Origin of the sequence: Vibrio sp. 1167 (assembly GCF_033340375.1) — a bacterium.
Classification (GTDB): Bacteria; Pseudomonadota; Gammaproteobacteria; order Enterobacterales; family Vibrionaceae; genus Vibrio; species Vibrio alginolyticus.
In genome coordinates this window covers 346,353-361,566 of record NZ_JAWOWK010000001.1, presented here as the reverse complement: position 1 = coordinate 361,566, position 15,214 = coordinate 346,353, and the positions used below count along the sequence as shown (strand labels likewise).

The window sequence follows — 15,214 nt, the reverse complement described above, 5'->3', positions numbered from 1 at the left end:
AACGGAGAAAAAATGATGTTATTAGGCGTTATCGCAGACGACTTTACTGGCGCAACAGACATCGCAGGTTTTCTTGTAGAAAACGGCATGCGCACAGTTCAGCTTAACGGTATTCCAAAAGAAGAGATTGATGTAAACGCAGATGCGGTCGTGATCAGTCTTAAATCTCGTTCCTGTCCTGTAGATGAGGCAATCGAGGATTCAGTAGCTGCGCTTAAGTGGCTGCAAGCAAATGGCTGTCAGCAGTTTTACTTCAAGTACTGCTCAACGTTTGACAGCACAGCAGAAGGTAACATTGGTCCTGTAACGGATGCACTGCTTGCAGAGCTAGGTGAAGCGTTCACCATTGTATGCCCATCATTACCAGTGAATGGTCGCACAGTTTACAACGGCCATCTATTTGTATTCCAAGACTTGCTAAGCGACTCAGGTATGCGTAATCACCCTGTGACCCCAATGACTGATTCAAGCCTAGTTCGTATGATGGATGCTCAATCTCAAGGCAAATCTGGCCTGGTGAACTTCCAAATAATTGAACAAGGTCCAAAAGCGGTAATTGAGCGCTTTGAAGAGCTAAAAGTACAAGGCAACCGCTATGCAGTGGTTGATGCATTCAATGCAGAGCATCTTGTCACACTTGGCAAAGCGGCGAAGTCTCTAAAACTGGTAACTGGTGGTTCTGGTTTGGCTGCGGGTATTGCTAAGAACTGGATAGAGAACCTTGAAGATCAAAGTGATGCGAAGCAAGAGGGGAACCCTAAAAAGGCACCAACCGTTGTGTTATCTGGATCTTGTTCTGTCATGACCAACCAACAGGTCGCTGTTTACAAAGAAAAAGCGCCACACTTTGCTATTGATGTGAAGGCGTGTTTGACGGAAGAAGATTACTCAAATCAAGTGTTTGATTGGGTCATGACCAACATCGAAAGCGAGTTCGCACCACTGGTTTACGCAACCGCAGATGCAGCGGCGTTAAAAGCGATTCAACAAGAGTTTGGCGCGCATTCTTCAAGTCACGCGGTTGAACAATTCTTTAGCCAACTTGCAATCAAACTTCAGCAGCACGGTGTGAAAAATTTCATCGTTGCGGGTGGGGAAACCTCAGGGGTTGTAACCCAAAGCCTAGCCGTAAAAGGTTTTCATATCGGTCCTCAAATCGCACCAGGTGTACCTTGGGTGAAGTCACTTGAAGGCGAGCTTTCTTTGGCTCTGAAATCGGGCAACTTCGGCGATGAACACTTCTTTGCCAAAGCACAGTCGTTTTTTGAATAGGTGAGGTTGTGATGAATAAAGAATTGATGACAGAACAACAACTGCGAGAGCAAATGGTCACTATGGCGCGCTCTATGTTTGAACGTGGCTATGCGACTGGCGGCGCTGGCAACCTTTCTCTAAAACTGCCTAATGGACACTTTCTGGCAACGCCAACTGGTTCTTCGTTCGGCCGCTTGATTGCTGAAGAGCTTTCGGTTGTGGATATTGATGGCAACCATATCTCTGGTGAAAAGCCATCAAAAGAAGTCGCTTTTCATCTGGCGATTTATCGAAATAACTCAAAGTGTAATGCGATTGTGCATCTGCATTCTACTTACTTGACGGCGCTTTCTTGTCTTGAAGGTCTAGATCGCGAGAATGCCATCAAAGCTTTTACACCTTACTTTGTAATGCGCATTGGCGAACTGCCAGTGATTCCGTACCTGCGCCCGGGCGACCCTCAGATTGCTGAAGAACTTGCGCAACGGGCTAGTGACTACCGAGCTTTCCTCCTGGCGAACCATGGTCCAGTGATCACGGGTACGGACTTTGAAGATGCAGTGGATAACGCAGAAGAGCTAGAAGAGACAGCGAAGCTAGCGTTCATTCTGAAAGACAGCAACATCCGCTACTTAACGGATACTGAGATTCAAGACCTAAAAGGGAGAGGTAAGTAATGGCTAAATTCGCGGCAAATCTGACAATGTTATTCACAGAAGTTCCTTTTCTAGATCGTTTCGAAAAAGCACACCAAGCGGGCTTCAAAGCGGTGGAATACCTTTTCCCATACGCATTCGAAGCGCAAGAACTAGCAAGCAAGATACAGCAGTTTGGTTTTGAGCAAGCGTTATTCAACATGCCTCCAGGTGATTGGGATGCAGGTGAACGAGGTTTTGCAGCTATTCCGGGGCGTGAGGATGAATTTAAAACGAGCGTCGAGACTGCGCTGATGTACGCCAAGGCACTGAACTGTAAAAAGGTTCACGCTATGTCTGGCATTGTTGATTCACGCTTCACTCGTGATCAGCATATTGAAACCTTTATCTCAAACATTCGTTATGCAGCGGATAAGTTTGCCGAACAAGGTGTTGAGCTGATGATTGAGCCACTCAACAATCGCGATGTACCGAACTACTTTGTTGCACATCAACGTGAAGCGGTGGAACTCATCAAACAAGTGGCTCGTCCAAACGTGAAATTGCAGCTCGATCTCTATCACGCACAAATTATGGACGGTGATCTGAGTACGTTGATTCGCGATGTGGCGCCATACACAGGCCATATTCAAATTGCTTCTGTGCCTGAAAGGCACGAACCATCGGAAGGCGAACTGAATTACCCACACCTATTCAATGTTTTGGATGACTCTGGTTACCAAGGCTGGATCGGTTGTGAATACAACCCAAGGCATAGCACGCAGCTGGGCCTTAGTTGGGTTAAACCATACCTATAACAATTTTAATTTCTATCCATAAATAACTTGAAACCAATTACAAAAACAAAGGGTCGTGACTATGAATATTATCATAACTGGAGGGGCGGGTTTTCTCGGAACCCTACTTGCCAAATCACTACTAAAAGAAAACAAAGCTGAAAGTATTACTATTGTCGACATTCAAAAGTCGCGCTTAGAGGGCATTGATGACCGAGTCGTTTCTTTAGTCATGGATATGACAAAGCGAGAAAATATAGACCAAGTTATTACTGCCGAAACGACACACATTTTTCATTTAGCGGCAATTGTATCGAGCCATGCTGAGCAAGATTTTGATTTAGGCGTAGCTGTAAACCTGACGACCACACAGTTATTGCTTGAGCGTTGCCGTAAAGTAAACCCTAATATTCGTTTTACGTTTGCTTCATCTTTAGCTGTATTTGGTGGTGATCTTCCGGAAACGATTACACCAATAACAGCACTTCATCCTCAGTCATCCTACGGGACGCAAAAAGCTATAGGTGAGTTATTGGTGAACGACTATGCCCGTAAAGGCTTTGTTAAAGCTGTATCCGTACGTTTACCGACTATTTGTATTCGCCCTGGGAAACCAAACCTTGCCGCTAGCTCTTTCGTAAGCGGAATTATTCGTGAGCCTTTGAATGCTCAAGAATCAAATTGTCCTGTAGACCCTACGCTAAAACTTTGGATATCGAGCCCGTCTAGAGTGGTGGACAATATTCAATATGCAGGGCTAATGCCTTATGAGCAGTTAAATAATCTGTCCTATAGAACGCTTAATTTACCTGGTATTCAAACTACACCAGCTGAGATGATTCAAACAATGGACACTCTAATGGGTAAACAACTTTCTAATTATATTACCTATGAGCATGATGCGGGTATTGATCGTATTGTGAGTAGTTGGCCACAAAAAATTGATTGTACTAAAGAACTGGAGCTTGGATTTAAAGCAGACAGTAATTTCAAGGATGTATTACAACAATTTATTTCTGTTAACAATATGGAGATTGTCTAATGTTACCAACCTCAGTAATTGGACTAATAGTAGCCGTATCAGTCCTTGTTTTTCTTGTATTACGTACAAAAGTACATGTGTTAATTGCGATGTTAATTGCGGCATGTATCGCAGGTATTATTGGTGGGTTAAGTGTTGACGACACGATTGCGACCGTTAGCAAAGGATTTGGTGGAACATTAGGCGGTATAGGGATTGTCATCGGTCTCGGCGTTATGATGGGGGCTATTTTAGAGGCTTCTGGAGCAGGAGAAAGTATTGCCTATAATTTTATAAAGTGGTTAGGAAAAAAGAAAGAAGAGGCCGCTCTTGCTGTAACTGGCTATATTGTTAGCATCCCAATCTTTGTGGATAGCGCGCTTATCATTCTTTATCCAATTGCGAAGTCTTTGTCAAAAACGTCCAATCGCTCGATTTTAACGCTTACGGTTGCTCTGGCGGGCGGCTTGGTCGTAGCGCATCACGCTATTCCGCCGACTCCAGGACCTTTGGGCGTTGCTGGTATCTTTGGTGTCGATCTTGCCAGCATGTTAGGTTTTGGTTTGATGATCGCAGCGCCTTGTGTCATGGGTATTGTTTGGTATGCAAGATGGTTAGAAAAGCAGTTTCCTGAATTCATTCCAACCGAACATTTCTCGAAGTCTAGTGAGCAACTGATTAATGATCACAAAGAGTACATTGCAAGTAAAGAAGCGAAAGACCTACCATCTTTAAGTAAATCTATCGCTCCAATTATTATCCCTATTTTACTTATACTTGCGAAATCAGTTATGGGTTTATTAGAGGGGACTTTCGGTTTCGAAGGGCTGACTGCAACAACATTTGGTCAATTTATCGCTTTTATCGGCAGCCCTACTATTGCACTATCAATAGCGACGTTACTAGCGGTTTACACATTGGGTAATAACCTTACCAAAGAAGAAGCGAATGAAAAGATGGAACAAGGAATCTCCACTTGTGGCATCATTTTGTTAGTAACAGGAGCTGGTGGCGCGTTAGGTGCCGTATTGCGTGAAACGGGTGCGGGCGCAGAGATTGCCAACCAAGTTGCAGGGCTTCCTATTTCTGCGGTTATGATTCCATTTATTATTGCGACGTTAGTTCGTATTATTCAGGGCTCTGGTACAGTCTCCATGATAACCGCTGCTTCTATATCTGCCCCAGTTTTAGTGAATATTCCTGACGTTAACCTTTTATTCGCAGCGACGGCAGCTACGATGGGATCTCTATTTGCTGGCTACTTTAATGACTCGCTATTCCATATTGTTAATCGATTAATGGGGGTGACTGAGGTTAAGAAACAACTCATTATTTGGACTATTCCAACAACAATTGCTTGGGCTATTGGTGGTTCATTAGTCATGATTCTTAACTTATTCTTCGGATCTCATGGTTCAATCTTTGATCCTGTGTTACCACTTGCTGTACTTTTGGGGTGTGTTGCATTTACAAAATCTTACAGCGCTAAGCACGTCGAATTACAAGAGGTATAAAGGTTTACTTGTACTCTTCCATAAAGTAAAAACCTATCACAATATGTATTTTTATCAGATAGTTTAGAGTTTTTTAATAATATGAACGGCCCTATGTTTGGGCCGTTTTAGTTCTTATAAATAAACTATTTAACTTGAACCGATATAGGTTCCATTTTCAACTTAATCAATATGAAATGGAATTGTTATTTCCCGCTTAGTAAGCGATTACATATAAAGGATATATTCGAGTGTAACCCTAGTGACTTTACTCTAGCGAAGTAGGGTTACTTTATATAAGAGTCCAGTACTTTTAATACGACTTCCATATCTTTTTCACGTTGAGTTTTGTCTTCCTCAAGTACAACGTGCTCAAGTAAGTGACCTTTAATTACTTCTCGCATCAAACCATTTACTGCTCCCCGAATAGCGGCAATCTGCTGCAACACATCTTGGCATTCATGCTCTTCTTCCAGCATTTTTTTAAGTCCATTCACCTGACCCTGTATTTTACTGACTCGAGTGTTGAGCTTCTTTTGATCTCTGGTTGTATGCGACATGTCTTATCTTCTTTAAGTTACGGGCCGAGTTATTCTAACTGATAATGTAGCACTCAATTTATACTGGGGGGTAGTATTTAATACTAGGGGGGAGTATAGTTTGCGATAAATTAGAATCAACAACAGAGAACAACAATGGATTTTGTCGCGTTACTACAACAAGGTAATGGGTGGTTCTTTATTCCCAGTGCCATTTTGCTTGGCGCTTTGCATGGTTTAGAACCTGGGCACTCTAAAACGATGATGGCGGCGTTCATTGTCGCTGTGAAAGGAACGGTCAAACAAGCCGTGATGCTGGGTTTAGCTGCCACACTTTCTCACACTGCAATTGTATGGTTAATCGCTGTTGGCGGGATGTATATTAGCCAGAAATTCACCGCTGAAGCGGCTGAACCATGGATGCAACTTATCTCTGGGGTCATTATCGTGACAACCGGCGTATGGATGTTTTGGAGAACATGGAGCGATGAGCGAGCTTGGAACAAAGCTCAGGATCATGCTCGCGATTGGACGACGCAAGTTGTGGATACAGGACATGGGCATGTTTCGCTTTCGATTACAGAGGAAGGGGAGCATCACCGTTTCCAGTTGCGAACACTCAGCGGTAAACCTTTAACTGCTGAAGGTATCAAGGTTTCGCTATCGAGTGATGGTTATCAACCTGCTGATATTTATCACTTTATAGAGCGTGATGGATACTTGGAATCGGCGTCTTGCATTGAAGTCTCTAATGGACTTTCTGTCACTTTGATCATCGGGCACCATGATCATACCCATGACTTTGATGTACATTTTCGTCCTGGTTCTCATTTAGAAAACGAAGATAAGGAATATCAAGATGCTCACGAACGCGCTCACGCTTTAGACATTCAAAAACGCTTTGAGAATCGAGACGTGACGAATGGGCAAATTCTGCTGTTTGGATTAACGGGCGGTTTGATTCCATGCCCTGCTGCGGTAACGGTTTTGCTTATCTGTTTGCAGCTTAAGGCAATGACTCTTGGTGCGACTTTAGTTGTGTCATTCAGTATTGGCTTAGCCTTGACTCTGGTTGCTGTTGGCGTTGTGGCAGCAGTGGGCGTGCAAAAAGCGACATCTAAATGGAGCGGTTTGAATGATGTTGCACGTCGAGCTCCTTACTTATCGGGCGTCTTGATCAGTGCAGTTGGTTTATACATGGGTATGCATGGATACATATCGCTGACGAGTTAAACTCTGTGGTAAAGATTTTTTTCCTTTCTTTTTTATGGGCAATGGCTTCATGCCTTGGTTTGCATATTTTGCTGCCGATTCTTGATTGAGAATCACTCGATCTGACATCGCTGCCATATCTACAAACCAAGTCATTCTCGCTTCACCAAGCATCTCGGATTACAACCGCTGCAATTGTGGCTCTAATATCTGAACCTGAGATACTAAATGATAAAACGGGAGCACTGACCACAGCGCTCCCGACGGCAAAACGCTAATTAGAACTCTTTTCTTTAATGTTCGATACCAATTTGGTCGCATAGTTAAATTTAACTATGCAAACGTTTCCTTTTGCGTACTCGTCCCTTCGCCAAACCTCGTAGAAATGTGACGTTTTGAAGACTTTTTTTCCTTCTGTCTAAAGTAATCGGGAACCAAGCAGATACAATAGTTATAAAGTTATGTCTTGCTCTGCCAAACAGACCCAAAATGCAGTTTGGTTGGTTTTGGAGAAGAAAGGCTTAGCGCTCGATTAATGAGCATCAATTGAATTGTATTGAGACAATTATAATGAAAAGAATCATCTTATTAGCAGTCTGCGCCATGTTTGGTATTGCTGTCGTGGCGAGTATGGCATCAACGTACCTAATTTCGAGTCAGAAAATCGATGACATCATCTTAAACAAATCCCAAATTCAAGCTGAGTTTCTAGCGGGAAATGCGAGTTATATTTTGGAGAACTCAGCCAATCCAATGCAAGATTTACAATCGCTTGTTGAGGGGCTGAAACAACGTTCAGACGTGAGTTATGCCGTTGTAATTGACCGTAACGTAACGGCAGTAGCCCACAGTGATAAGCACAAGCTGAACAAAACCTATAACGATGAATATACTGTTGAAGGCGCGACGAGAGGTGTTAAACAGTACTCAAAGTGGTATGCCGATGTCCAGAAAGTATGGGTGTTTGACATCATGGCACCAATTTATGTGGATGGTCAGTTATACGGTACTTTTGATATTGGTATTCCTATTACCGAAGTGAGCCAAGCGACGAATGGAATTATTACTTACCAGTTGATCTCTATGGTGGCGATCTTCGTTATGTGTGTTTTGATTCTGTCACTTCTGCTAAATAAACTGATGAGACCGCTTTCTGCGCTTAAAGACGCTCTACAAGACATCTCAAAAGGAGACGGAGACTTAACCGTTCGTTTGCCAGCGAAAGGTAATGACGAAGTCGCGCAAATTTCTTCTGCTTTCAACGTTTTTGTTGGGAAAGTACATGAGATTATTACACAAGTTGTAAATACTGGTGTGGAGCTTAATAGTTCAGCTGTCGCTTTGCGTGGGCAATCTCAACAAGCGCTCACAAGAGGGCAAGAGCAGAACGAGCAAACCATGCTGGTTGTCACATCCATGAACGAAATGATTGCGACGGTCAATGAAATTGCCTCCAATGCTGCTGGAGCGGCAAATGCTGCGAGTGCAGCAAGTAATGAAGCGCAAGATGGCTACACGACGCTAGAAAGAACCAAAACGGCGATGACTAATCTTGAAAACGAGATGAACAGCACTTCCAACATTATCGTGAGTCTTGCTGAAAATACTCAGTCGATTGGTAGTATTCTAGAGGTGATTAGAGGTATTTCGGAGCAAACCAATCTATTGGCTCTCAATGCGGCTATCGAAGCGGCACGCGCTGGTGATGCCGGCCGAGGTTTTGCAGTCGTAGCTGATGAAGTTCGCAACCTAGCGACTAAAACGGCTCATTCTACCGATGAAATTGACAACATGATTCACCAGCTACAAACTGAAGCTCAAAGTGCGGTGAATTCAATGAGCAATAGTAAGGCTCTTATTGAAGAAGGAACGGCAGAAACCGAGTTAGCTCGACAGGCTTTAGAAGCAATAGCTGCACAAGTGACGACTATTTCAGATATCAATACTCAAGTAGCAACCGCAACAGAACAGCAATCAACGGTAGCAAACGAAATTAATATGAACATGGATACCGTCAGCCACTCAGTGAAAAGTGCGCTAACGGCGAGTGAGCAACTAGAAGAATCAAGTCAACAACTCGCGGAGCTATCGCGAACACTCGATCGTCACGTAGGAGCGTTTAGAATCTAAACGCCAACTGACCCTCTTTAATAAAAAGCCAGTAAATGTTAATTGCTGGCTTTTTTATTTGAAAAAATCGAGTCTCAAATCGCTTAGCGGTGTCTGTCCTTTCTAGACGATAAAACAAAATATGATAAATTAGTTGAGTAAAGCTTAGCTAGGCGTTAAGTTTTGCGTTTTGCTTTAAATGTTCAACAAACATAGATATTTTCTTAGCTACATGTTTTCTAGACGAGTAAAAGGCGTAAAGTACTAAATCCTCAGGTTCGTACTCTAGAGTGACGATTTCTAGCTCACCATTTTTGATCTCATTTTGGCATGACTCAATTGGCAATATTGCGTATCCAAGCCCTGATAACGCGCCATATCTGGCGAGATGACCGCTGTTTACTTTGAATGAAGATTGCACAGTTTGAGTAATATGGCCCCCAGCAGGATTTCTGAATACCCATGGTGCACCATTTACTGCGGTAAGCGTCGTGATGCAGGGAACATGACTTAGATCCGTAATTTTGTAAGGGGGGGCGTATTTCTCAATTAGTTGAGGCGCGGCTAAAATGGCACTGGGCCAGCGTTTTATCTCTCTCGCCACCCAGTTACTGTCTGACAAAGTACCTCTGTGAAAACTCAATATTATATCAAAGCCATCGATAGCATCGCCTTTAGGGGCGAGCGTTGTATCACAATGCAAAGAGATTGCTGGATATTGATTGCAAAAGGAAACAATAGCTTTTGCCAGTACAGGTGTGTCTGGCATAAGAATTCGCAGTTCCCCTGTTACCGTGTGCGAGTGGCGCGTTACAGTTTCTAGTGCGGCGTTGAGTTGCTCCAATAACGGACGAGTGCTGCTATAGAGCTCTTCTCCAGCCTCGGTAGGCGTCATTCGCCTTGTTGTTCTATTGAACAACCTAATGTTTAACTTTTCTTCAAGCAGGGCAATGTGCCGGCTGACATTTGATGTTGGTATGTTCAAACACTCAGCGGCTCGCTTAAAGCTGTTGTTCTCATAAACACAGTGAAAACTTTTTAACCAGATTTGGTCAACGTTATCAAACATTTCATTATCCCACTTTATTGGATTATCAAGCCAGCATATCGCACTTTATCCCTGTACTAAGTTACATACAATTTTATTTACAAGTTTAAGCGAACAAACAACGAGATATCGCGCTAGAACGTAATCAATAGTGGTGAATTTATGAGCTGGTTAGAACGGTTATTTGAGAATAAAAATATAATAGGTTCGCGCAAAGCGTCTATCCCTGAGGGCGTTTGGACAAAGTGTCCTGAGTGTGAACAAATACTTTATCGTGCCGCGTTAAAAGAAAATTTGGAAGTATGCCCTAAATGCTCATATCACATGAGAATGGCTGCGCGTCAAAGGTTGATCTCTTTTCTGGACCGTGGAACACAACAAGAGTTGGCAAGTGAGTTGGAGCCACAAGATATTTTGGGTTTTAAAGACTTAAAGCGATATAAAGAGCGAATTGCTTTAGCGCAGAAAACGACTGGAGAAAAAGATGCGTTGGTGGTGATGCAGGGCAAGTTATTGGGGCTGCCTGTTGTTGCGTGTGCATTCGAATTCTCTTTCATGGCAGGCTCGATGGGCGCAGTGGTTGGCGAGAAGTTTGTCCGAGCAATTGAAAGCGCAATTAATACAAAATCTGGGTTAGTATGTTTTTCCGCTTGCGGAGGGGCGCGCATGCAAGAGTCTTTGGTGGCACTAATGCAAATGTCAAAAACCAGCGCCGCGTTAAACCACTTATCTGAGCACAGATTACCCTATATCTCAGTATTGACGGACCAAACTTATGGTGGCGTCTCGGCGAGTTTAGCCATGTTAGGAGACATCAATATTGGTGAACCTAAAGCAAGTATTGGCTTTGCGGGAAGACGTGTCATTGAGCAAACGGTACGTGAAAAGTTACCAGACGAGTTTCAGCGAAGTGAATTTTTACTAGCGCATGGTGCGCTAGATATGATTGTCGATAGACGTGAAATGCGCGATCGCGTTGGCCGCTTACTGGCTAAGTTAACCAACGCGAGGGTGGTCTCAGAATAGGTTGTATTAAAATTAGACTTAGTACTTGCGTTTATTGAGCCGTAATCATTACAAACCGTTCATTTTGCCCCCATCTTGGTTCCGCATTCATTAGGCTGAGATCCAACGCCGTTTGGTATGGGTCAACAGCAAAATGGTTGCTTACTAACCCCCAGAGCATCCAGTTGATTGCGGTTTCATTCTCGGTAAGCTCTTCGAGTGGCGCTTGGAGGAAAAAGTACTCATCTTCGCCATCGTAACCGAGCCGATCATAGATAATGTTGCGTAGCTCTCGATCCAAATCATGTTGGAGGTTGATTGAGTCGTACAGTTGCTCTTCTGTTGGGCCATTCTCATGGTGATAAACATTGCGTTTTGACTCTTTGTGTAAAGTACCTGCGCCAGTTTCAATGCTTACTTTCTTTTGCGAGTGTTGCTCAAGAACTTGAATGATTTCATCCTCTAGTTGATCGAGTTTACTCAGCAAAACTTGATTGTTTATGTCACCAGCGGGGGAGGCCATCGTTTGGAAGGCTTTCACTCTCTCGTAGACTGCTTTCCCGTGAGGAAGGGCTGCAAAACACTGTTCTTGGAGCGCTTCATTGGCTTGCCAAATGCCCGAGTAGAGCTCGTAATCATGTGTATATGGTGGAAGCTCTTCAGTATCTTCCCCTAATAATTCTCGCCAGTGCTTTTGCCACTGTTCTTCTTTTGCGTGTTTTACACGCGCGTATTGCTTAACCCAGCGGTTACGAAGTTTTACCCCAAAAATGGCAAGTCCCCATGGAGCGAGCAAATAAAAATAATAGTGAGAAGAGTTATCCCAAAAGTAACCGTAAACGTAAACACCAAAAGCAAGCACCCAAGTTCCAATAGTACAAGCAATAACCCCGGACATTATTGATGATTGGCGCTTTGTTTCTCTTAATGTATTACCTTCAGAACATAACCAAAAAATGCCGCCAAAAACAAAGGCAAACGTTGTCATGAAGTAGGCAATCCCCGCTCCCCAAAATCCCCAAAGTGACATGTATTATCCCTAGCCAAATATCTGCTTTATTCACTCATCAATGACTGGAGGAGTAAATGTGTTTGATTTGGCGGAGAATTTACCATTAATGCCAACCTTTTGATATGCACTCTGTGACTTATTGGGAATGAGTCACAAATAAAAATAGATGGTATCAAGCATCAAAATTTAATTTAGAACCTTTGATTGTCGTGAACTCTATCTGGAAGAGTTAAGGGGGGCGTTTAAGGGCAATTTTCCTCATAAAGTCGTTATTTAGAAAAAGGTAAATTAATGTTTTTATTGATAATTGTGAGTTTTTTTGGAGTGGGATTGCTCCCATTTAATTAGAGTAAAAGACCTATTTTTGGGAGCGGTTTCATAAATTTTATGACACTGATTTCACTGTTTGAGCTGTAAAGAATATAAACCCCCACTCAATGTATGTTAATAATCAATGAGTGTTGTTATGTCTCATATCCGTTTTTTCCCGCGCCATCGTTTGGCGCTTGCTTGTATGCTAGCGAGTGTGTCTGGCTTCTCTTTTGCACAAAATCAGTGTGCTGTTGCTGATTTACAACAATCGCGAGATCTGGCTACTGCCGTTTCTGGTGCTGAGTATGATTGCTACCACGCATGGTTTTCAGCACCTTCAGAAACGCTGAATGATATCTATAGTGAAGCGAGCCTAAGCCGTATCCAAGTCGCGCTGGATCAAGAAATCGCTCGCTATCGTGGTGAAGCAGATCAAGCTCGTATTCTAGAGAACCTAGGCGAATTTATTCGAGCGGCCTACTACGTTCGCTACAACGCTGGTACTGGTACACCTGAGTTTTCGCAAGCGTTGAGTCAGCGTTTTGCTCAGTCGACGAACCTATTCCTAAACAACCCTCATGCTTTGGATCAAGGTCGTGAACAAGTTGGTGCAATGAAGAGCCTGACTTTGATGGTTGATAACGTTAAGCAGTTGCCGCTGACCATGGATAGCATGATGGCCGCGTTGATGCACTTTAATCGTGAAACCGCACAGGACACGCAATGGGTCGATGGTTTAAACAACTTGTTCCGCTCTATGGCAGGCCATGCGGCGAACGATGCGTTCTACCGATACATGGCAAACAATACACACCATATTGATACGTTGGTGAAATTCGCATCTGATAATGCTTGGGCATTAGATACGGATGCAAGCTTTATCGTTTTCAATGCATTACGTGAAACTGGTCGTTTGCTCGCGAGCCCAGATCAGGAGACCAAACGCAAAGCATTGGCAGTAATGCAACAGGTGATGCAGCGTTATCCACTGGGTAGTGAGCATGACAAACTATGGCTTGCTGCCGTTGAAATGATGAGCTACTACGCACCAGAAGGCCTAAATGGTCTGAATATTGAGCAAGCCAAGCAAGATTTAGCTGCACGTGTAATGCCAAATCGTTTTGAATGTCAGGGACCTGCCATTATTCGCTCTGAAGATCTGACCGATGCTCAAGCAGCGAAAGCGTGTGAAGTGCTAGCGGCAAAAGAAGCCGACTTCCATCGAGTTGCGAATACGGGTAATCAACCTGTCGCTGATGATTTGAATGATCGTGTTGAAGTGGCGGTATTCGCGAGTAACGCTAGTTACGTTGATTACTCTTCATTCCTATTTGGTAATACAACGGACAACGGTGGTCAGTACCTAGAAGGTGACCCTTCAAAAGCGGACAATACTGCGCGTTTCGTCGCTTATCGCTACGCGAATGGTGAAGATCTCTCTATCTTGAACCTAGAACATGAATACACGCACTATTTAGATGCACGATTTAACCAATACGGTTCGTTCAGCGATAACTTGGCTCATGGTCATATTGTTTGGTGGCTAGAAGGTTTTGCTGAATACATGCATTACAAGCAAGGTTACCAAGCTGCGATTGAGCTGATTGCAGATGGTAAACTGAGCCTTTCCACTGTGTTTGATACCACGTACTCTCACGATACCAATCGTATCTATCGTTGGGGTTATCTAGCTGTTCGATTCATGTTAGAAAATCATCCACAAGACGTTGAAAGCTTGTTGGCATTGTCGCGCTCTGGCCAGTTCGAACAATGGGCACAGCAGGTGACGTCTTTAGGTCAACAATACGATGCTGAGTTTGAACGTTGGTTGGACACATTAAAAGTGGAACCTGAGCAACCTGGTACAGACCCAGAAGAACCAACAGAACCAACAAGCCCTGAAGCAAAAGTGACTGAATTGACGGCGAACCAAAGCCTTCAGCTCAGTGGCGAAGCATACAGCGAAAAACTGTTCTACGTTGATGTTCCAGCCAACACCGTTAACTTCAATGTATCTATTGAGGGTGCGGGTGATGCGGATCTTTACATGAGCTACAACAAAGTCGCGCATTACTATGATTTCGAAATGAGTCAATATGCTGATGGCAGCAATGAAGAGATTGTGTTTGAACCAGAGCAAGATGGTTACGTTAAAGCGGGTCGTTACTACATCAGCTTAACTGGACGTGATAGCTATGACTCAGTGAATCTTGTGGCTGCGTTAGAAGTGGAAGCGCAAACACCGCCAACCCAAGTGCAAGATGATTTAGCACCTGTGGTATTAGAGTCTGGTGAAGCCAAAATGCTTACCGTTCACAAGCAGCGTTATGCAGCAGTTTATGTGCCTGAAGGTGTTGAAGAGGTTCGTGTATGGCTAACGGCTCACTCTCAAACTGGTAATGTCGATCTATACGCGAGTAGGGAGCATTGGCCTACAGTAGAGCAGCACGAGTATGCGTCCAACTATGCAGGCAGCAATGAATACCTTGCGATTCCTATGACTGAAGCAGGGTACGTGCACTTCGCTCTTCAGGCTCCAGAGCAAGGCGATGACGTTGAAATGCTAGTGCACTTCAACTAAAAAAATTCGATTAACTAAAGTCGAGATAAAACGTCGCTGATACAGCGACGTTTTTGTTTATATCGGACACGATTATAAACAAACAGCGGCGAATGCTAGTTAATCGGCTGATCTATCGAGTTATCAGTTGCCCTTTTTCTAAACGACTTTAAGTTTGTATTGCAATTTACCGAGTACATAAACTTTTTTAGCGACG

The 15,214-nt window shown here is 43.6% G+C and carries 12 protein-coding genes; 9 read left to right on the top strand and 3 right to left on the bottom strand.

Features of this window, described 5'->3' with window-relative positions; genetic code table 11:
* The first annotated feature begins 15 nt into the window (after positions 1–15).
* From otnK to R7Z78_RS01550, 5 genes are all read left to right on the top strand, one after another.
* On the top strand, positions 16–1,272 hold the full coding sequence (otnK, locus tag R7Z78_RS01570) for a 3-oxo-tetronate kinase (RefSeq protein WP_033906866.1): 1,257 nt from the start codon (positions 16–18) through the stop codon (positions 1,270–1,272).
* 11 nt (positions 1,273–1,283) lie between these two features.
* Positions 1,284–1,931: an aldolase gene (locus R7Z78_RS01565; protein ID WP_005385078.1), complete on the top strand. Its 648-nt coding sequence runs from the start codon at positions 1,284–1,286 to the stop codon at positions 1,929–1,931.
* Positions 1,931–2,707: a 2-oxo-tetronate isomerase gene (gene otnI, locus R7Z78_RS01560; protein WP_047101720.1), complete on the top strand. Its 777-nt coding sequence runs from the start codon at positions 1,931–1,933 to the stop codon at positions 2,705–2,707. Before R7Z78_RS01565 ends, otnI begins: the two co-directional genes overlap by 1 nt.
* A gap of 61 nt (positions 2,708–2,768) precedes the next feature.
* Complete coding sequence (gene denD / locus R7Z78_RS01555; protein ID WP_017635260.1) at positions 2,769–3,728, top strand: D-erythronate dehydrogenase; 960 nt, start codon at positions 2,769–2,771, stop codon at positions 3,726–3,728.
* Positions 3,728–5,221: a GntP family permease gene (locus R7Z78_RS01550; protein WP_005375369.1), complete on the top strand. Its 1,494-nt coding sequence runs from the start codon at positions 3,728–3,730 to the stop codon at positions 5,219–5,221. Before denD ends, R7Z78_RS01550 begins: the two co-directional genes overlap by 1 nt.
* Positions 5,222–5,487: 266 nt before the next feature.
* Here R7Z78_RS01550 and rcnR read toward each other — a convergent pair whose 3' ends face one another.
* On the bottom strand, positions 5,488–5,760 hold the full coding sequence (gene rcnR / locus R7Z78_RS01545; RefSeq protein ID WP_005375370.1) for a Ni(II)/Co(II)-binding transcriptional repressor RcnR: 273 nt from the start codon (positions 5,758–5,760) through the stop codon (positions 5,488–5,490).
* A gap of 135 nt (positions 5,761–5,895) precedes the next feature.
* On the opposite strand from rcnR, the gene R7Z78_RS01540 reads away from it, so the two are divergent.
* Both R7Z78_RS01540 and R7Z78_RS01535 read left to right on the top strand, forming a co-directional pair.
* Positions 5,896–6,972 (top strand): nickel/cobalt efflux protein RcnA, encoded by a 1,077-nt coding sequence (locus R7Z78_RS01540; RefSeq protein WP_104976474.1) that lies wholly within the window; start codon positions 5,896–5,898, stop codon positions 6,970–6,972.
* Positions 6,973–7,521: 549 nt separating this feature from the next.
* On the top strand, positions 7,522–9,081 hold the full coding sequence (locus R7Z78_RS01535; RefSeq protein WP_104976476.1) for a methyl-accepting chemotaxis protein: 1,560 nt from the start codon (positions 7,522–7,524) through the stop codon (positions 9,079–9,081).
* A gap of 148 nt (positions 9,082–9,229) precedes the next feature.
* Here R7Z78_RS01535 and R7Z78_RS01530 read toward each other — a convergent pair whose 3' ends face one another.
* Positions 9,230–10,129 (bottom strand): LysR family transcriptional regulator, encoded by a 900-nt coding sequence (locus R7Z78_RS01530; protein WP_017821535.1) that lies wholly within the window; start codon positions 10,127–10,129, stop codon positions 9,230–9,232.
* A gap of 141 nt (positions 10,130–10,270) precedes the next feature.
* On the opposite strand from R7Z78_RS01530, the gene accD reads away from it, so the two are divergent.
* Positions 10,271–11,134: an acetyl-CoA carboxylase, carboxyltransferase subunit beta gene (gene accD, locus R7Z78_RS01525; protein WP_104976477.1), complete on the top strand. Its 864-nt coding sequence runs from the start codon at positions 10,271–10,273 to the stop codon at positions 11,132–11,134.
* A gap of 31 nt (positions 11,135–11,165) precedes the next feature.
* On the opposite strand, the gene R7Z78_RS01520 is transcribed toward accD, so the two are convergent.
* A complete protein-coding gene (locus tag R7Z78_RS01520) occupies positions 11,166–12,143 on the bottom strand; it encodes a hypothetical protein (protein WP_065275418.1) in 978 nt (325 codons plus the stop codon).
* 448 nt (positions 12,144–12,591) lie between these two features.
* Between R7Z78_RS01520 and R7Z78_RS01515 the strand changes: the two genes are divergently transcribed.
* The gene (locus R7Z78_RS01515) at positions 12,592–15,018 is read left to right on the top strand and encodes a M9 family metallopeptidase (RefSeq protein ID WP_005385091.1); all 2,427 of its coding nucleotides are present in this window, start codon (positions 12,592–12,594) and stop codon (positions 15,016–15,018) included.
* Positions 15,019–15,214: the final 196 nt, after the last annotated feature.